Genomic DNA, 18,201 nt, shown 5'->3' with positions numbered 1-18,201 from the left:
CAAGCCTGAATCCGAACCTTCCTCCCCGCCCAGGTACGGCCGACCACCACTCCTGCCGGGGACGGTGGCCGTGGAGCCGGTCACCGTCCCAGAGGGTTCACCGTGTTCGCGCGTCCCCCGTCTCCAGGGTGGGGGTCGGGACGGCGGTGGTGGTCGGGGCCGGGATGGCCGGGTCGGAGGTGGTGGTCGGGGCGGGGGTGGTGGTCGGCTGGGTCGTGGGCGCCGGGGTGGGCGTGCCCGGCGGGACCTCCCGTGGCGGTGGCAGGACCTCCGGGCGCTCGGCGGGGAAATCCTTGCACGCGGGGTCGGCCTTGATCAGGTCGCGCTGGTCCTGGATGCCCTGCTCGGTCTCCTGGCGCTCGACCTCGGCGATCCGTGCCGCCTCGTCCAGCGACTCCAGTTGCTCGACGCCGAAGCCCCCGGGTGCGGTCTTGGCCTTCTCGTAGGCCTCCTTGGCCGCCGCCTCCAGCTTCTTGCGGTTCGCCAGTTGGTCCAGGAGCCGGTTCAGCTCCAAGGCCATCGCCTCGCAGGACTGCTTCGGCCTGGCGCCCTTGTTCAGCTGGCAGCTCGCCTCGGCGTACTTCGCGTCGGTCAGCTCGATGTCCCGCTTGGCCAGTTCCGTCTCGGCCTTGCGGAAATCGTCGCGGGAGCCCACTCCCTTGTTGAGGGCCTCCTCGGCCCGGTCGTACCTCTTCGCGGCGAAGTCGCGCCTGATCTGGGCCTTCTTCACCCGAAGCGCCTCGACCTTGCAGATCGCCGGGTCGATCTTGACGGCCGGGTACGGATCTTTCGGTGGTAACGGGGCGGCCACCGCCACCGACGCGCCCGTCACCCCCGCCGCGAGGAGCAGGGCGGCGAACAGCGCCGCGACCTTGATGACCAGCTTCATAGGGACTCCCTTCTCGGTCCGCGCGTCCGGCGTCTCAGCCGGCGCGGTCCTTATTCGTCCCTCGAACCGGTTGGGATTGGTGGATGGATCCCCGTCCTCCGACAGGCGTACGGCGCCGAAGCCACCGCCCGCGCCGGCAGGATGGGCCGATGCTCCCCATGGGCGGCCCACCGGCCCCTCCGGCTCACCGCGCCGTGACGAGCTCGTCGGCGACCCAGCGTGCGACGCCGGCGGGGTAAGGGGCGGACAGGCCGAGGACGACGTGCTGGAAGCCGGCGGCGACCGCCTCGCCGATCGCCTCCCGCGTCGCCTGTGGCCGGTCGTAGGAGACCGGCAGGTGAATCGACCGGGTGATGGAGGCGGGGTCGCGGCCGATCTCGGCGCAGTAGCGGTCCAGCAGGGCGCTGCGGCCGGCGACGTCGTCGATGTCTCTGGCGTCTCCACCGGGGATGTTCCACACGTCGGCGTGCTCGGCGACCACGCGCAGCGTCGCGGACGAGCGTCCGCCGATCACGATCGGCGGACCGGGCCGCTGGACCGGCTTGGGGTTGCAGAAGGCGCCGGTGAGCCGGACGTAGGCGCCGTCGAAGTCGAACGGCTCGGTCGCGGTCCACATCCGGCGGATGACGGTGCACGCCTCGGCGAGGCTGCCCACCGAGTGGGCGAAGTCGTGGAAGGGCAGGCCGTGCGCCTCGTACTCCCGGCGGGCCAGCGGGTGGTCCGGACGTGAGCCCGCGCCGATGCCGAAGTCGAGCCGCCCGCCGGAGACGACGTCGACCGTCGCGGCGATCTTGGCCAGCATCGCGGGCGGCCGGAACCGGTTGCTGGTCACCAGCAGTCCGAGACGCAGCCGCCGGGTCTGCGCAGCGAGCGCCGACAGCAGCGTCCAGCCCTCGTACGCCGGTCCGTTCAGCTCGCCGGCGATCGGCAGGAGGTGGTCGAACAACCACGCGTGCTCGATCTCGGGAATGGCGTCCGCCTCCCGCCACACCCGAAGGACGTCGTGGTAGCCGACCTGCATGGGGGCGGTCATGATGCCGAAGCTGGGCATGGTGCCGTGGATCCTCTCTGCTGGCAGAAGGCCTGCCGCCCGTCGTCCGACGACGGCGGCGAGCATCCCGGAACGTCACTTGGATTCGACACGGCCCACGGCATCGGTGCTCCGCGCCGGCTCGGCGCTCACCACGGACCAGCCGTCGTCCGCCGGGTAGAGCATGCTGCGCAGGAAGGCCGACGTGAGCCGCTGGATCAGGGCAACCCGTTCGGGGCTCTCGTCCGTCGTCTCCGTGACGGCGTGGCCGGCGACCCCGCCCAGCGAGTGCTCCGCCCCGAACAGGGTGAGCAGGCTCTTGGCGCCCGGGCTCAGGTAATAGGCGTCCGTGAACCACTCCGGGCCCCGGACGCTCAGGGCGGACTGGTCCTTGTCCCCCGCGACCACCAGGGCCGGCGGGGTCATCTGTGTGAAGTCCGGGTTCATGAAGGAGAAGTGCTCGGCGGCGAACGGCGTCAGGTCGGCGCCGCCCGTCCCCGGCACGGCGAGCAGCACACCGGCCCTGATCCGGGGGTCGGACATGTCCTCGCCGGGCGCGCCCTCGGCGTCCAGGACCCGCGCGCCCAGCAGCATGCTCGCCGTCTGCGCGCCCCAGGAGTGCCCGGCGACCGCGATGCGGCCGCGGTCGATCCGTCCCGCGAGGCCGGGGACCGAGGCCTCGACGAGATCCAGGTGGTCGAGGACGCACGTCAGGTCCCGCACCCGGAACCGCCAGATCTCCGGGTGGCGAGGGTCGTCCGGCGTGACGTCCAGCGTCCGCGAGTCGAGGTGGGTGGGCTGGACGACCACGAACCCGCGAGCGGCCCAGAAGTCGACCAGCGGAGCATAGCCGTCCATCGACTGGCCGAACCCGTGCGAGAACACGATGACGGGCAGGTCACCGCCGGCCACCGGGGCCGACACCCGCACCTGCAGATCCGCGCCGCGCTCCGAGGCGGGCAGCACCACCGGACGCACCGAGATGACGACTCCATCGAGCTGGTTCATGGGTGTTTCTCCTGAAAAGGCGACACGAACGGCCACAAACGGCCAGACCACGGGGCACCCGTCCTGGCATCGCCAACAAACGGATCCATGTTCCGCTACCCAACATACGGAACACCGTTCCCCTTAGCAAGCCGAGCCTCGCGGAGGTCAGCCGCACGACCGTTGCCATGAGTTCGTCGAGGGCCTCTCGCGGCCCGGCGGGACTCCCCCCACATCGGAGACCATGGCGCTTCGGGCCACGCGGCGTGCAGGCCGTTCGCGATCAGCGACACCTCCTCCACCACACGGCTTTCCCGACGCCATGCACGCCGGAATCCACTCCCCATTCGTCGGTCAGGTGCTCAACGATCTGCAACCCCCGGCCACCCTCGTCTTCGTCACTCGCCCGAGGTCGAGGAATGGCGAAGCTCTCTCCGTGGTCGGCGACCTCTCCCCCGAGGCACCGGCCAGAGGCGCGCAGCACAAGGGTGACCGGAGGGCGACCGTGCCGGACCGCGTTGGTGCACAGCTCGCTGACGATGAGCACCGCCTCGTCCGCGAGCTCGGACAGGCCCCACCCGACCACGGCATCTCGGACGAGGGCCCGCGCTTGGGCCACGGACCCTGGACCGGCCTCCAGACTCCAGGCGTTCTCGCGCGTCGCCGAAGTCGGCTCGAGGCGCGCACCACGCTCATCACCCAAGGCGTGAGCAGGTCGGACGTGATGCGTCGGATCGCAGGGGACGGTCATCGACACTCCAGTCGACTACAGAACGTATACGTGACAGCACAGTTCGTATACGAAGTTGCCCGCCCGTGTACGCTCCTGTCAAGCCAATCTCGAAACTAGGACGGCATGTGACCGAGCACGCCTACCTGCGAATCGCTGATCACCTGCGTCAACGGATACGCAACGGCGATCTCGCGCCGGGCGCCCGCCTACCCGCGCATCGCGTCTTGGCCGAAGAGCACGACGTCTCCGAGATCCTCATCAGGCGTGCGCTGGACCTGCTGCGCAATGAAGGCCTGGTCGAATCCCGTCGCGGGGCGGGCACCTTCGTGCGCGAGCGGCCGCCGGTTCGGCGCGTCTCCATGGAGCGTTACCTGGCCGACGCCGGCGCGCAGACCGTGCCACGGACGAGCTTCACCCAGGACCAGGGCATCACGTGGACCCAGTATCGGCTCGACAAGGCGTTCCGCTGGATCTCGGCCGACGGGCGCCTGGCCACCCTGTTCAATGTCGAAGTAGGCGCCCGAGTCCTGGAACGCCGCTTTGTGTTCTACGCCGCCGACGTCCCCTCGCAAATTTCCCGGACCTGCCTCCTGGCGTCCGATGTCGAGGCGACGCCGGTCGCCAACCCGGATAACGAGCCTTGGCCGGGCGGCAACATCGCGCAGTTGCGTACGCTCGGAATCGACGTCGACGACATCGTGGAAGAGACGGCGGTCCGCATGCCGACCCCCGAGGAAGCCGAGGTGCTCGGCATCGGCTCCGGCATACCGGTGTTCGCCATCACCCGCCAGATGCTCGCGAGCGGCCGCGTGGTCGAAGTCGCCGACCCCATCGTCCTCCCCGGCGACCGCGCAGTTCGCGTCGACCGCATCACTCTCTGAATCCCCTGCTGCGCCCGCTTCGTGCTCGGCCGACGAGTTGCGAACTCAGGAGAAACCACGCGTACGAGCGCTTAGCCGCCTTGGCGGAGAGTGCTGCCGATTTGGGAAATCGGCGCGGAGCGTCGCGGGCGTCCATATCGGAGCGGATGACGCCCTCTGCCTTGCCCGCGTCGAGGAGCATGGTCAGCGCCTCTCCGATAGGGCCGAGGCTTGCGCAGACAAGTCCTGCCACACCCCCACATCGAGAACCGGGAGCGGACCGACAGGTAAACGATCGAGCCATTTCATCCCGCTTGCAGTTCACACGCGGCGGCGCCGCCTCGATTGTGGACGACGTGACGTGGTTTCGGTGAGTTGGCCGGCCGGGTTGAGCCTGAGTCATCGAATAATCATTCTCATCCACCGAGGCTTGACGGCCTCTTTCGGACACGTGCCGCGGGTGGGTAGCAGTCGTCTCGGGTGGCTACAGGAGGGCCAGCAGGCGGCTCGCCTGATCGTCGCGCGGTTGACCGTGCGACCGCAGCAACCAGTACAGCCTGAGGAGCCGGCGGCAATCTGTGAGCCTGGCGGCCTCGGACCCGCCCAGTTCGAACCGCCCCAGCACCGCTGTCAGGCCCGCCGGGTCGTTGGCCCAGACCGAGATGTGCTCGCAGATCTCGGCGAGTTCGAAGGCGCGGTCACTGCGTCCGGAGTACTCGAAATCGACGACACGGACGTCGGTTCCGTCCCACAGGTAGTTGGCCAGATTCCCGTCGCCGGTGCCGAACGTCCCGTCGATCGGCTGCGCGAACGATCTGTCCAGCATCGGCCGTCCGACCCAGTCCGCGGCCACGCGGAACGCCTCAGCGACCAGCGCACTCTCGTTGGAAGGCGGCATCACGGCCGACGATTCGCGCACCTGCTGGAGGAGTTCGACCGGATGCCCGGCACGAGCGGGCACACGATCCAGCACTCGCCTGGGGATCGCCTCCTGAACCTTCGTGACAGCGTCCGCCAGCGCGTCGGCCACACGTCCCGTGATCGGCCCGTCCAAGACCGTACCGGCCAGCCGCGACATCACCACGATCGGTGGATGCGCGTCCAAGTCGGCGGTCAGCGGCGCGGGCGCCACCCCGGGCGCGTGCCGGTCGAGCAACGTCAACGCCCGCCATTCGCGTCCGGGACGATCGTGGTCCGACCGGCGGAAGCGCTTGACCACAACGTCGCCGTGCATCTCCACCGAATGCGTGCTTCTCTGGCGCCCCACAGGTTTCCCCGATCTGGCCGACGTCGGCGAGGGACCGGTCGCGTTCGTCTCTGACGTCTCGACCGCCGGTCTCACCTCATCCTCCCGCACACGTACAGCGGGATCTGCGGGCCGGGGACGTTGGAGATGCCGACTCACGCCTATCTCGCGGTTCCCACCGCCAAGGCGAAGGCGGCTGAGCGGAATGAGAGTGTCGGCGAGTTCGTGACCTGGTCGGTTCGATCCCGCACGCTCGATCTTGAGCAGATCGAGCGTGCGCCTGCGGCCGTAGCGATGATGGCGTCGACCGTGGGCATGAGACCTTCTCGGGCACCGCCATAGTCGGTTTGGAACCCTTTGTAGGCATCCGGATAAGTACGGTCGTGACATCAATTCCCCACGAGGAGCCGGCCTTCCGGGGCCTGACGCTGAACATGACGGCACCGGCACGGCCACGAATACGCGAACATACGCCTGAGTCGGACTCGGGGGTCATCCAAGCGTCGCTCCGAGAGCCGGAGCGGTTCGCCGAGCTGTTCGACCGGCACGCCGCTGTGCTGCACCGCTACGTCGTGCGGCGCCTCGGGCCCGACCACGCCGAGGACGTGGTCGCCGAGACGTTCACGAGAGCGTTCGAGAAGCGGCACAAGTACGCCATCCATCGCGCCGACGCGCTGCCTTGGCTGTACGGGATCGCCACCAACATCATCGGCACTCATCGGAGGGCTGAGGTACGGGGGTACCGGGCGCTTGCCCGCACCGGTGAGGACCCCGTGCTGGTGGCCTTCGACGAGCGGGTGGTCGCCGAGGTCACGGCCTCGGCCATCCGCAAACGGCTCGCCGCCGCGCTGGCCCGGCTCGGACAGGGGGAGCGTCACGTGCTGCTGCTGATCGCCTGGGGCGACCTCACCTATGAGGAGACCGCGCAGGCGCTCAATGTACCCGTCGGCACCGTACGCTCCCGCCTGTCCCGCGCCCGCCGCAAGGTCGCCCACGCTCTGGGCGGCAGCAACCCCACAGAAGCGATGGAGGAGGCCCGATGAACGACCTGGACATCGTCCGCGACCTGCGCTCACAGGTGCGGCAGACCGAAGAGAAGGATCTGCGCGCCGTACGCCGGCGAGTGCTGGCCTCAATGGCCCGCCGGCCCCGGGTTCGCAGGGCGGTCCCCCGTACGGCACTGCGCGTGGCGGCGGTCGGCGCCCTCGGCGTCGCGATCACCACAAGCGTCGCGGTGGCGCAGAACCTCGGTGCGGACGGCGGGAGGAGGGGAACCATCGGCGCCCCGGCATGGCTGCCCGCGGCGAACGCGGAGACCCTCGCCAAGCGGGCGACCGAGGCGGCGGCGAAAGCCGCGGACGTCTACCCCCGGGCCGATCAGTGGATCTACGTCAAGAACACCATCTACACCGATCCGCAGACGATGGCCAAGTCGAAGGTCGCGCCGATCGGCGGAGGAAAGATCGGATCACGATACACAGTGGAACTGTGGGCCCGGGGCGACGGAAAGAAGACGGCGCATCGTCTTGGAAACGGCAGGTTGGTCACGGCGACCGTGAATGAGCGGAAACGCAACCCGCAGCAGCTCGGCCCCGCTTACCTGCGCTCGCTTCCCCTGGAGCCGTCCGCCCTGCTCGAACGCCTGAAAAAGGACGACAGCACAAGTGGTACCCGCCGGTTGGAGACGGTCGCGGTGTTCCACCAGGTTCAACTCCTCCTCCAAGGTGTCACCCCTCCGCCCCGCTTGCGCGCCGCCCTCTACACCGTCATCTCGCGACTGGACGGCGTCGGGGTGGAGGACAAGGTGCGCGATCTCGTGGGCCGGGAGGGGATCGGGATCTACACGGATGAGGAGGGATTCCGCCGCGAGATCATCATCGACCCGAACACGTACGCTTTCCTCGGGCTGCGCGGCCTCTACCTGAGTGAGAAGCGAGTACCGGGCGGCCGGACGTTCTCGAAAGGGGAAGTGGTCTACTCGGTCGCTCGACTCGCCGACGGCATCGTGGACCACGCGGGGGACGTCACAAGCGGACTGGCGGCCGGCGTGGGGCACGTCTCCTGACCGGTGGCGGCCGGAAGACCCTACGCGCCGATCAGCGCGGGGACCGAAAGGCTTGGCGTTTCTCCCTCGCTTGGCGCTCGGCCGACGATTTGCGAACTCAAGGGAAACAACACGTAGGAGCGTTTCGCCGCCTTGGCGGAGGGGGCCGCCGATCCGGGAGGCGGCGCGGAGCGCGCTCGGCGGTGAAGCCGCTCAGGTGTGAGGGCGCAGGCCGTTGAGGATGACCTCCAGGAGGTGGTGGGCGCGGGCGTCCCACTCCTCGGGCTCCAGGCGGGTCAGGTAGCCGATGAGGAGGATCACGTCGCGGGCGTCCACGTCGGGGCGGATGACGTCATCGGCTTTGCCCGCGTCGAGAAGCAGGGTCAGCGCCTCCCCGATCGGGCCGAGGCTGTGCGCGGACAGATCCCGCCACACCCCCACCTCGACGGCCGCGAACACCCCGCGCTTGACCTTCGCGTACTCGGCCACCCGGTCCAGCCAGCGGGCCAGAGCGGGCAGCGGCGCATGCTCGGCGAGCAGTGCGGGCGCGGCGGACACGAGGGCGTCTACGTCGTTGCGGTAGACCTCGGCGAGCAGGGCCTCACGGGTCGGGAAATGACGGTAGAGGGTGCCCTGGCCGACGCCCGCCCGCTTGGCGATCTCGTTGAGCCTCACCTCGTCCGCGTTCGCGATGACCTCTCGTGCGGCCTGGAGGATCCGTACCCGGTTCTCGGTGGCGTCGGCTCGGCGGCGGGGTTCGTTCATCGGTCCTCCGCAGGGCGGGTCGAACTAAGTGGACACATGTCCGGTACGGTGGTGGCAGACCCAAGCGGACACGTGTCCACTTTACTGTGAAGGAGATCCCATGTCAGCCATCGAGGGCAAGGTCGTGGCCATCACCGGGGCGAGCAGCGGGATCGGCGAGGCCACCGCGCGCCTGCTCGCCGAGCGGGGCGCCGCCGTCGTGCTCGGCGCACGGCGAACGGAGCGGCTCGACGAGATCGCCCGCCAGATCCGCGACCGCGGCGGGCGCGCCGTCACCCGCGCCGTGGACGTCACCGCGCGCGAGGACCTCGAACGGCTCGTCGGACTGGCCGTGACGGAGTTCGGGCGGCTCGACGTGCTGGTGGGCAACGCCGGCATCAGCAAGATCGGCCCCGTGGCCGACCTCGACGTGGCCGGCTGGTCGGCGATGATCGATGTCAACCTGCGCGGCGTGCTGTACGGCATCGCCGCCGCGCTGCCGGTCTTCCGCGAGCAGGGGCAGGGCCACCTGGTGACCACGGTGTCGACCGCCGGGCTGAAGATCACGCCCACGATGGCGGTCTACGCCGCGACCAAGAACGCCGTGCGTACCCTCCTGGAAGGGCTGCGGCAGGAGTCGACCGACGGCGTGCTGCGGACGACGGCGGTCTCGCCGGGCTACGTGCGTACGGAACTCGCCGACTCCATCGACGACCCCGAGGTCCGTGAGGAGATCCTCCGCAACATGAACCAGTACGCCATCGCGCCGGAAGCCGTCGCCCGCGCCGTCGCCTTCGCCATCGAACAGCCGCGTGAGGTGGAGATCGGCGAGATCGTCATCCGCCCGACGACCCAGAACTGAGCCGGCCCGCCGCAGCGGGAGTTCAGGTGAGGGACATGAGTTCGTCGAGGGATTCGCGGAGGTGGGTGGGGAGTTTCCAGATGTCGGGGACCATGGTGCGGTCGGCGATGATGCCGATGGCTACCTGGCCGTTGTAGGACAGGGCGGTGATGTTGAGGCCGCCGCTGGCGTCGGTCACCACGGAGACCGGGTACTGGGCGAGCAGACGCCGCCCGCATATGTACAGCGGGATCTGCGGGCCGGGGACGTTGGAGATCAGCAGGTTCACCGGCGGCGAGGTCTGCGCGGCCAGGCCGAAGGCGGCGCGTTCGGCCAGGCCGGTGAGGGCGGCGGGCATGCTCTCGCTCAGGTGGCGCAGCCAGCGCGCCGGTGACAGGCTGAAGCGGTCCTTGATGCGCTGCATGGAGTCGCGCACGGCGAACAGCCGCTCGCGCGGGTCGTCGATGTGCGTGTCCAGCGAGGTGATCATGAGGGTGACCTGGTTGCCCGGCTCGGTGCCCTCGACGCCGCGCAGCGAGAACGGCACGCCGGCGACCAGCGGGTCCTCCGGCAGCGCGTCATGGGCGACCAGCCAGCGCCGCACCGCCGTGGCGGCCAGCGTCATCACGACGTCGTTGACCGTGACGCCGAAGGCGTTCTTGACCTTCTTCACCTCGTCGAGGGGCAGCTCCACGAAGGCGAAGCGGCGGTGCGCCGAGACGGGGCCGTTGAACGGCGTGCGCGGCACGACCAGCTTGGGCAGCTCGGGGACCACCTGCCCGTCGCTGATGCCGAGCTCGCGGGCCAGCCGGCGGGTGACCCGCGACACGGTGCCCGCGCCGGGGATCCGGGAGATGAGCGGGATCTCGTCCAGGTAGGGCGCCGCCTCGGCGAGGAACCTCAGCAGGTGGGCCGGGTTGGCGGCCAGCCGGGCGGCGGTCCTGAGCAGCATCTGCGCCGTCTCGGGCGCGAGCTCGGGCTCGGCCGGGGCCGGGCGGGGGCGGGGCCTGGGGTTGGGCTCCAGGTCCATGAAGGCGGCCAGCACGTCCGCCCCGCCCATGCCGTCGATCGCGGCGTGGTGCAGCTTGGTGTACAGCGCGGTGCGGCCGCCCTTGAGGCCGTGGATGAGGTACATCTCCCACAGCGGGTGCCGCCGGTCCAGGCGCCGGGCGTGCAGCCGGGCCACCTGCGCGGCGAGCTGCCGGTCGGTGCCGGGGGCGGGCAGGGCCAGCTCGCGCACGTGGTAGTCCAGGTCGAGCGTGTCGTCCTGCACCCAGTAGGGGTGGTCGAGGTTGAACGGCACCCGCATGATGCGCTGCCGCAGCGGCGGGACCAGCTCCGACCGCTCCTCGACCAGGCCCAGCAGCTCCTCCCGGCTGATCGGCCCTTCCAGGATCGACAGGCCGGCCACGTTGGCGACGTTGGTGTCGGTCTCGAAGGCGAGGAACTGCGCGTCGAGGGCGCTGAGCTGCCGCAAGGGGTCCACCTCCTCCGGGCCGGGCGGTGCGGGGCGTCTCCGTTCTATCAGCCCGCCGCCTCCACCGGCATGGTGCCCCTCCTGCCGCGCACCGCCCCGCCTGAGCAGGCCGTTCGCGAGGGGCGCGGGAAGGGTGGCAGGAAGCTGCAACCACCCTGCAGCTTGCTGACTTCGCTTCTTCTGTTCCGGCGGACGCCGATCCCGCAGAGTTGGTTGTGCGAGAAGAAAACACACAGCCGACAGAAAAGGGATCGAAATGCGAAGCGAGAACAACGGCCGGGCCGAATTCGAAATGTCGTTCACCCGGGCCGCGCCGGGCCATGCGCCGGTCACGCCGGGCACGACCTGGGACTGAGGTGACCACATGCTCGTCGAATTGACCATCCGCAGGACCGCCGGCGATCCGCTTCCGAACTCGCCGGTCGACGGAATCAGAATCCTGGCCCTGCTCCCGAGGAAATGGCGAAAGGACCTCAAGAACGTCACCGGCGACATCGCCATCCGCGTGCAGACCGATGAGGAGACCACCGACGCGCAGATCCGCGCGGAGGTGACGCAGATCCTGACCAACCCCGAAGTAAGCGACTGGGAACTGGTGACCTGCCGGACCCTGACCAACGGCCGCCCCTAACCCGAGGAGGACACGCTTATGAACGCCATCGCTCTCCGGACCGTCGACTGCCAGATCTGGTGGGCCGACCCGCAGGACTACGCGCTCGAGTCCATGGTCGGCGTGCTGAACGGCACCGAGCTGAAGCGGGCCGCCGCCTACCGGCGCGAGCAGGACCGCCAGAGGTTCGTGACCGCCGCCTGGCTGCTGCGCACCGCCGCCGGCGCCCAGCTCGACATCGCGCCCGAGCGGGTGCCCATCGAGCGGCGCTGCATGAGCTGCGACAAGCCGCACGGCCGCCCCTACATCCTGACCGACGACGGGCTGCACGCCTCGATCTCCCACTCGGGCAACCGCGTCGCGGTGGCCCTGACCACCGCCGGGCCCGTGGGCGTCGACGTCGAGCAGGTGCCGACCGCCCCGGTCAGCGAGCTGGTGGGATGCGCACTGTCGCGAGACGAGCAGGAAGTGCTGAAGACCCTTCCCGACCGTCATCAGCAGGCCGGATTCGCCCGTATGTGGGTGTGCAAGGAGGCGGTGCTCAAGGCCACCGGCCACGGCCTGCGGATCTCGCCGCACAAGGTCGAGGTGAGCGCGCCGTCGCAGGAGCCCGCGCTGTTGAGCTGGCCGCTGGACATTCCCCCGCACACCGTTCAAATGCGCACGATCTATCCCGGTGACGGTTACGCCGGTGTGGTCGCCGTCCTCGGTGACGCGCAGCCGATCAAGGTGTCCGAGTGGGACGCCGCCGCCCTTCGCCCGTCCGCCGCGGTCCCCGTGGCCGCCTGACCACCGTTGACGCCATCCGGCACGAGACTGTTCAATAACTACGGATATTCATGTCGCCCCGGCCCGCATACTAAAAGCCCCGCCAGGTCCGAATTCCGTACCGTTCAGGCAGTCCAGCCGTAAAGGAGAGGAAGCTGACCTGCCGTGAAAAATCCAATTATCCTGATTCCCGGTCCGTGGACGGGCGCGTGGGTCTGGGAGCCGGTGACCCGCGGGCTGCGCACGCTCGGCCATGACGTCCATGCGATCACACTTTCCGGATTGGTCGACCCCGAGGCCGACGTTTCCACCGTCGGCCTCGCCACCCACGTCGACGACGTGCTCACCCTGATGGAGAAACACGATCTGCGCGACGTCATCGTGGTCGGGCACAGCTACTCGGGCATCGTCGCCGGCCAGGTGGCCGACCGCGCGCCCGAGCGCGTGAGCCGCACGGTGTTCGTCGAGGGATTCCTGCCGCACGACGGCAAGTCGATGCTGCACGCCTTCCCCGAGCGCGTGCGCGCCGGGGAGCTGCGGCTGATCGCCGAGAACAGCGGCCGCTGGCCGATCCCGGACGTCACGATCGTCGCCGAGGGGCAAGATCTGTCCACCCGCCAGGCGCAGTGGCTGGTCGAGCGCTTCGTCGGCCACCCCGGGCACACCCTCTCGGAGCCCGCCGTCCTGACCCGCCCGCTGGAGCACCAGCGGGCGAGCTACATCGTCTGCTCCAAGGAGCACTTCGACGGGCGCGTCTCCGAGGACGTCGCCGCCATGCGGGCCGTGCCCAACTGGACCTTCCACACCCTCGACACCGGCCACTGGCCGATGGTGTCGGCCCCTGACCGGCTCGTCTCGCTGCTGACCTCCATCGCCGCCGAGCGCGTGTGACCTCCACCGCCGCCCGGCGCGTCCGGCCCCCGAGGCGATCGCGTAAGCCGGCCGCACAACCCGGCCGCAAGGCGCCGGCCCGGCAGATCAGCGCGGCACGACGGCCGGCCCGTCCTCCTCAGCCGAGCGCGGGGACCCGGCCGGAGACGCCGCCCCCCGCATGCACGAGCGCGGGGGCGAAGGCGGCGGCGAACGCCGCGGCTATCCTCGCCTCACCGGAGTCGTTCGGATGGACGCCGTCGTAGGAGTCGCGGTGGGGGTCGTAGACGCCGGCCAGATCGACCGGCACCGCCCTCGACCGGTCCGTCGACAGCGCGGCGAGCAGCCCCGGCAGCTCCCGGTTGTAGGAGTCGGTGTCGCGGGCCAGATCGGGCAGGCCGCTCAGCGGCGTGCGGTGCACGACATTGCCGATCAACAACTGAACAGCGGGATCGGCCGCACGGGCGCGCAGGACGAAGGTCTCCATGTCGGCGAGCAGCCGGCCTGGGCCCGAGACGCCCCACGCCAGGTCGTTGAAGCCCAGCGCGACCATCAGCCAGCCCGGTCCGTGGGCGGCGACCGCGTCCTCGATGTTGTCCTTGGCCTCGTGCAGCAGCCGGCCCCAGCTCGCGTAGTGGCGGCACGCCGGGAAATGGACGCCCCGCCGGTAGGAGCCCGCGTACGCCGGGTCGTCCGGGCCGCCCGGACGGGCGGGCCCGTCACCCCGGCGGGCGGGGCCGTCGTCCGGATGGGCTGGGCCGCTGTCCGGACGGGCGGGCTGGGCGGGGGCTTCGGCCGGCCAGACCGCGGAGGGCACCCAGGTGCCCTTCCACGGCCCGACGAAGCGCACGGCGGTCCCCTGGTCGACCAGGGTCCGCCACAGCCGGTAGCGCCAGGTGCGGTCGCCCTCGCGACCCTGGCTGATGGAGTCGCCCACGATCATCACGTGCGGGACGGCCGGCTCCCGTCCCGGCAGGGGCGGCAGCGGCGCCGGCGGGAGGGACGGCGGCGCCGGCGGGTGGGTCACCGGCCGGGGCCGCCGCCCACGGGCACCGCCCGCGGGGCCGGGGGGCGCAGCAGCCGCCGCAGCGGGCGGGCGTAGGGGAACAGGACGATCGCCAGGCCGGCGAGCAGGAGCAGGGCGGTGAAGACCCACTCGCGGGACCCGCCCGGCCCGTAGACCCGGCCCGCCCGCCCGGTGTCGACCGCGCGGGCGCGCTCCCCGGGCCGCAGGGTCTCCCGGTCGGCGCCGTAGAGGACGACCTCGGAGCGCTGGACGGCGCCGTCGTCGGAGCGGAACTCCCCGGTCCACGAGCAGCTCTCGTGGCCGGGGTGCTGGATGCACGACAGGGTCTCGGCGGTGAACACGCCGGGAACCCCGTCGGCCCGGGCCGCGCGGACGACCGGGCCGATGTTGGGGACGGCGAGGTACAGCAGGAACGCTCCCACGAGCGTCAGCGCCACGGTGAAGACCGGGGAGCGTCCCTGCTTCGCGCCGGAACCGTCCGTCATGCCGGCGTCGCGCAGGTGCACGCCATCTGGGCGCGCTCGGACGGGGACGGGCGCAGGTGGCGGACCATGGCAACGACCATGGGGATGAAGACGATCGCGTTGTAGAACAGGTGGAGCTCAACGCGGGGCGCGAAGAGCTGCAGGATGCTGGTGGGCACGGGCCGGCCCGCCAGGTGCCATCCGGTCTGCGCCTGGACCAGCAGGAGCAGGTGCTCGAAGTGGTGCCACACCTGGATGCCGAGCGAGATGTTCCACCACGTGCGTGCCGTGCCGGTGAAGGCCTTCCTCAGGGCGATGAGGCCGATGAGCATGACCAGCGCGTAGCCGTAGTGCATCCACTCGGAGGTGAAGGCCGGGGGGTACAGCGACCCGATGACGCCGAGCGCCTGCTTGGGGGGCCAGCCGAGCACCCACAGCTGGATCGCCTGGGCGATGTGCTCCGCCCAGTGGGCGATCACGATGAACGCGAAGATGTTCAGCGCGATCCTGTGGTAGCGGGTGTTCAGCGCCGACCCCTTGACGGGTGCCGCGGAAACTGCCTCGGTCGCCATGCGCAAACCTCGTTCCCGGAAAGTTGACCGTTTGCCCGTGCGCGGCGGGAAGAGGATCCGGCGCGTACGGGCGCTTTCCCGGCCGCGCGGGGGCGCGGATACCGGGAATCGCCGAAGTCAATTGTTCCGGGCGGATGCCGGGCGGTTCTTCTTCGTATTTGCTGTGTTCGGCGGAAAGCCCGCCGAAAGCCGCTTCAGCGTGCTTTCACAACGGCACGTTGCCGTGTTTGCGCTGCGGCGCGGGCTTGCGCTTGTCGCGCAGCATCGCAAGGCCCCTGGCCACCGCGGCGCGGGTCTCCACCGGGTCGATGACGTCGTCGACCAGGCCGCGCTCGGCCGCGTAGTGCGGGTGCATGAGCTGTTCGGCGTACTCGGCGACCAGCTCGGCCCGAAGGCTCGCGGGGTCGGCGGCGGCGGCCAGCTCCTTGCGGAAGATGATGTTGACGGCGCCCTCGGCGCCCATGACGGCGATCTCGTTGGTCGGCCAGGCCAGCGACAGGTCGGTGCCGATGGTGCGCGAGTCCATCACGATGTACGCGCCGCCGTAGGCCTTGCGCACGACGACGTGGATGCGCGGCACGGTCGCCTCGCAGTAGGCGTACAGCAGCTTGGCGCCGTGCCGGATGATCCCCTCGTACTCCTGGTCGGCCCCGGGAAGGAAGCCCGGCACGTCGATCAGGGACACCAGCGGGATGCCGAAGGCATCGCAGAAGCGGACGAAGCGCGCGGCCTTCTGCGAGGCGGCGACGTCGAGCACGCCGGCGAGCACCATGGGCTGGTTGCCGACGATGCCGACCACCGCGCCGTCGATGCGGGCCAGCACGCAGATGACGTTCTGCGCCCAGCCTTCGTGGATCTCCAGGTACTCGCCGTCGTCCACCAGTTCGGAGACGATCAGCCGCATGTCGTAGGGCTTGTTCGGCTCGACCGGGACGATCTCGGCGAGGCGGGGGCGGGTGTCGGTGGTCGCGTCGCAGGGGGGCGCGCTGGGCGGGAACGAAAGGTTGTTGCCCGGCAGCAGCGAGACCAGGTAGCGCACCTCGTCCAGGCAGCTCTCCTCGTCGTCGTGCACGAAGGTGGCCACGCCGGACTTCTTGCCGTGCACGTCGGCCCCGCCGAGCTCGGCGTGGGTGTACCGCTTGCCGGTCACGGCCGCGACCACGTCGGGCCCGGTGAGGTACAGCTGCGCGGTGTCGCGCACCATGAAGGCGAAGTCGGCCAGCGCCACGGTGTAGGCGGCCCCGCCCGCGCACGGCCCGAGGACCACGCTGATCTGCGGGATCACCCCGGACGCCTGGACGCTGCGCTGGAAGATGCCGCCGTACCCGCTGAGCGAGACCACGCCCTCCTGGATGCGCGCCCCGCCGCTGTCGATCAGGCCGATGATCGGGGAGCCGGTGGAGATGGCAAGGTCCATCACCTTGTGGATCTTCGCCGCGTGGGCGGCGCCGAGCGACCCGCCCATGATCGTGAAGTCCTGGGCGTAGACGAAAACCCGGCGGCCGTCGATCGTGCCGGATCCGGTGACCACGCCGTCGGTGTAGGGCCGGCTCTCCTCCATCCGCAGGCCGTGCGCCTGGTGCCGGCGGTACATGTCCAGCTCCACGAACGAGCCCTCGTCCAGCAGCATCGCGATGCGCTCGCGGGCGGTGCCCTTGCCCAGGCGGTGCTGGCGCTCCACGCCCTCGCGGCGGCCCGCGACGATGTCCGAGCGCAGCCCGCGGTGCCGTTCGCGCAGCGCCTCCATCGACCGCTCCGGCGCGGGCGGCGCCTGCTCGGCCGGCCGGCCCTGCGCCCCGGGCCGGGCCTGCGGGCCGGGACGCCGGGGCACGGCCACCGGGACGAAGTCGATCTCGACGGCGGTCAGCGGCTCCGGTGCCGGACGGTGCAGGTCCGGGCTCGTCGCGATCTGCTCGGTCATGGCGCCCTCTCCCATCATCGCGCGCCCGCGGACGTCAGGCTCGGCCGTTGGATTCCCGCCTGGCGGGCCGACAGGCGGCCGTTCTCGTGCAACCAGCGCACCGTGTCGCCGACCGTCTCGGCGATCGCCCGGGGGCGCACGCCGAACGTGCCGGCGTGGTCGGCCACCCTGGTGGCGCAGGCGCAGGTGTAGATGGCCCCGTACTCGGCGGGGATGTGCCACGGCCACACCCGCTGGAGCAGGCCGGCGAGCGCGCCCACCGGCAGCATCGCCCGGGCGGGCAGGAACGCCGCCGGCAGCGCGCGCCCGGTGACCTCACGCAGCACCTCCATGTACCGCCGCGTGGTCAGGTACTCCCCCGGGCCGAAGTGCCGGGCCGCCGTCAGCGCCCGGCCGGGGGCGGTGACCAGGGCGGCGTGCAGCGCCGCGGTGTCGCGGACGTCGCCCACCGGGAACCCGCCGAGCGGCCACAGGGGCGTCAGCCCGCGCAGGACGGCCCGCAGGCGCGACACCTGGTCGCCCATCTTGGGGTCGTGCGGCCCGAGCAGCGCGGGCGGGTAGGTGATGACGACCGGCGCGCCCTCGGCCTGGTGCCGGCGGGCGATCCTCTCGGCCGCCGCCTTGCCCGCCATGTAGGTCTCGCGGGGGTGGCCGACGGGCGACGCCTCGTCCACGACGCGGCCGGGGGCGGGGAACAGCGCGACGACGCTGGACACGTGGACGGTCAGGCCCGAGCCCGCACGTCGCGCGGCGTCCAGCACGACGCCCGTGCCGCGCTCGTTGACCTGCCGCATCCGCGCGTGGTCCCTGCTGTCGAAGGAGTACACCGACGCGGCGTGCAGCACGGCGTCCGCGCCGCGCACCGCCCGTGCCACGGAGTCCTCGTCGGTGACGTCGCCGGTGACGGTCTCGACGTCGGTCGGGCCGAGGTCGAAGGGGGCCAGAGCGGGGGCGGTCCTGGCGGGGTCGCGGACCAGCATGCGGACGCGGTGGCCGCCGCGGACCAGCGCGGCGACCGAATGAGCGCCGACGAATCCCGTGCCTCCGGTAACGCAAACCAGCATCAGACCATCTCCTCTGATCCACACCAGTCAAAAGGGTGTAAGTACCCCCTGTCA

Annotated in this window: 19 protein-coding genes; 7 read left to right on the top strand and 12 right to left on the bottom strand. The window is 70.7% G+C overall.

Features of this window, described 5'->3' with window-relative positions:
• Positions 1–97: 97 nt before the first annotated feature.
• The 4 genes from ACFQSB_RS02965 to ACFQSB_RS02950 all read right to left on the bottom strand — a co-directional run bounded on the left by ACFQSB_RS02965 (position 98) and on the right by ACFQSB_RS02950 (position 3,657).
• Positions 98–889: a hypothetical protein gene (locus ACFQSB_RS02965; protein ID WP_380824093.1), complete on the bottom strand. Its 792-nt coding sequence runs from the start codon at positions 887–889 to the stop codon at positions 98–100.
• A gap of 184 nt (positions 890–1,073) precedes the next feature.
• Positions 1,074–1,940: an LLM class flavin-dependent oxidoreductase gene (locus ACFQSB_RS02960; protein WP_380824092.1), complete on the bottom strand. Its 867-nt coding sequence runs from the start codon at positions 1,938–1,940 to the stop codon at positions 1,074–1,076.
• A 75-nt stretch (positions 1,941–2,015) separates the two neighbouring features.
• Positions 2,016–2,927: an alpha/beta hydrolase family protein gene (locus tag ACFQSB_RS02955; protein WP_380824091.1), complete on the bottom strand. Its 912-nt coding sequence runs from the start codon at positions 2,925–2,927 to the stop codon at positions 2,016–2,018.
• A gap of 262 nt (positions 2,928–3,189) precedes the next feature.
• A complete protein-coding gene (locus ACFQSB_RS02950) occupies positions 3,190–3,657 on the bottom strand; it encodes an ATP-binding protein (RefSeq protein ID WP_380824090.1) in 468 nt (155 codons plus the stop codon).
• Positions 3,658–3,764: 107 nt separating this feature from the next.
• Between ACFQSB_RS02950 and ACFQSB_RS02945 the strand changes: the two genes are divergently transcribed.
• Entirely contained in the window at positions 3,765–4,520 is a 756-nt protein-coding gene (locus ACFQSB_RS02945; protein WP_380824089.1) for a GntR family transcriptional regulator, read from the top strand.
• Between the two features lie 463 nt (positions 4,521–4,983).
• Here the strand turns inward: ACFQSB_RS02945 and ACFQSB_RS02940 are convergent, their stop codons facing one another.
• Entirely contained in the window at positions 4,984–5,733 is a 750-nt protein-coding gene (locus tag ACFQSB_RS02940) for an aminoglycoside phosphotransferase family protein (protein WP_380824508.1), read from the bottom strand.
• 395 nt (positions 5,734–6,128) lie between these two features.
• On the opposite strand from ACFQSB_RS02940, the gene ACFQSB_RS02935 reads away from it, so the two are divergent.
• Both ACFQSB_RS02935 and ACFQSB_RS02930 read left to right on the top strand, forming a co-directional pair.
• Entirely contained in the window at positions 6,129–6,788 is a 660-nt protein-coding gene (locus ACFQSB_RS02935; RefSeq protein WP_380824088.1) for an RNA polymerase sigma factor, read from the top strand.
• The gene (locus ACFQSB_RS02930; protein ID WP_380824087.1) at positions 6,785–7,810 is read left to right on the top strand and encodes a CU044_5270 family protein; all 1,026 of its coding nucleotides are present in this window, start codon (positions 6,785–6,787) and stop codon (positions 7,808–7,810) included. Before ACFQSB_RS02935 ends, ACFQSB_RS02930 begins: the two co-directional genes overlap by 4 nt.
• Before the next feature lie 192 nt (positions 7,811–8,002).
• Here ACFQSB_RS02930 and ACFQSB_RS02925 read toward each other — a convergent pair whose 3' ends face one another.
• The gene (locus tag ACFQSB_RS02925; protein ID WP_354851216.1) at positions 8,003–8,554 is read right to left on the bottom strand and encodes a TetR/AcrR family transcriptional regulator; all 552 of its coding nucleotides are present in this window, start codon (positions 8,552–8,554) and stop codon (positions 8,003–8,005) included.
• Between the two features lie 100 nt (positions 8,555–8,654).
• Between ACFQSB_RS02925 and ACFQSB_RS02920 the strand changes: the two genes are divergently transcribed.
• Positions 8,655–9,395, top strand: a complete 741-nt coding sequence (locus ACFQSB_RS02920) for an SDR family oxidoreductase (RefSeq protein WP_380824086.1) — start codon at positions 8,655–8,657, stop codon at positions 9,393–9,395.
• Between the two features lie 22 nt (positions 9,396–9,417).
• On the opposite strand, the gene ACFQSB_RS02915 is transcribed toward ACFQSB_RS02920, so the two are convergent.
• Positions 9,418–10,851 (bottom strand): WS/DGAT/MGAT family O-acyltransferase, encoded by a 1,434-nt coding sequence (locus ACFQSB_RS02915; protein WP_380824085.1) that lies wholly within the window; start codon positions 10,849–10,851, stop codon positions 9,418–9,420.
• Positions 10,852–11,215: 364 nt separating this feature from the next.
• On the opposite strand from ACFQSB_RS02915, the gene ACFQSB_RS02910 reads away from it, so the two are divergent.
• From ACFQSB_RS02910 to ACFQSB_RS02900, 3 genes are all read left to right on the top strand, one after another.
• Entirely contained in the window at positions 11,216–11,482 is a 267-nt protein-coding gene (locus ACFQSB_RS02910) for a hypothetical protein (RefSeq protein WP_354851207.1), read from the top strand.
• Between the two features lie 18 nt (positions 11,483–11,500).
• On the top strand, positions 11,501–12,250 hold the full coding sequence (locus tag ACFQSB_RS02905) for a 4'-phosphopantetheinyl transferase family protein (protein ID WP_354851204.1): 750 nt from the start codon (positions 11,501–11,503) through the stop codon (positions 12,248–12,250).
• Positions 12,251–12,394: 144 nt separating this feature from the next.
• Positions 12,395–13,120, top strand: coding sequence for an alpha/beta fold hydrolase (locus ACFQSB_RS02900; protein WP_380824084.1), 726 nt, complete (start codon positions 12,395–12,397; stop codon positions 13,118–13,120).
• Between the two features lie 118 nt (positions 13,121–13,238).
• Here the strand turns inward: ACFQSB_RS02900 and ACFQSB_RS02895 are convergent, their stop codons facing one another.
• From ACFQSB_RS02895 to ACFQSB_RS02875, 5 genes are all read right to left on the bottom strand, one after another.
• Positions 13,239–14,126: a GDSL-type esterase/lipase family protein gene (locus ACFQSB_RS02895; RefSeq protein ID WP_380824083.1), complete on the bottom strand. Its 888-nt coding sequence runs from the start codon at positions 14,124–14,126 to the stop codon at positions 13,239–13,241.
• Complete coding sequence (locus ACFQSB_RS02890) at positions 14,123–14,611, bottom strand: hypothetical protein (protein ID WP_354851196.1); 489 nt, start codon at positions 14,609–14,611, stop codon at positions 14,123–14,125. Before ACFQSB_RS02890 ends, ACFQSB_RS02895 begins: the two co-directional genes overlap by 4 nt.
• Positions 14,608–15,162, bottom strand: a complete 555-nt coding sequence (locus ACFQSB_RS02885; protein ID WP_380824082.1) for a hypothetical protein — start codon at positions 15,160–15,162, stop codon at positions 14,608–14,610. Before ACFQSB_RS02885 ends, ACFQSB_RS02890 begins: the two co-directional genes overlap by 4 nt.
• 205 nt (positions 15,163–15,367) lie before the next feature.
• On the bottom strand, positions 15,368–17,053 hold the full coding sequence (locus ACFQSB_RS02880; protein ID WP_459117324.1) for an acyl-CoA carboxylase subunit beta: 1,686 nt from the start codon (positions 17,051–17,053) through the stop codon (positions 15,368–15,370).
• A 44-nt stretch (positions 17,054–17,097) separates the two neighbouring features.
• Positions 17,098–18,147 (bottom strand): SDR family NAD(P)-dependent oxidoreductase, encoded by a 1,050-nt coding sequence (locus ACFQSB_RS02875; RefSeq protein WP_380824081.1) that lies wholly within the window; start codon positions 18,145–18,147, stop codon positions 17,098–17,100.
• Positions 18,148–18,201 lie beyond the last annotated feature (54 nt).

The sequence above is a fragment of the Sphaerisporangium rhizosphaerae genome, assembly GCF_042665155.1.
GTDB lineage: Bacteria > Actinomycetota > Actinomycetes > Streptosporangiales > Streptosporangiaceae > Sphaerisporangium > Sphaerisporangium rhizosphaerae.
This window is presented reverse-complemented; position numbering and strand designations above follow the sequence as displayed.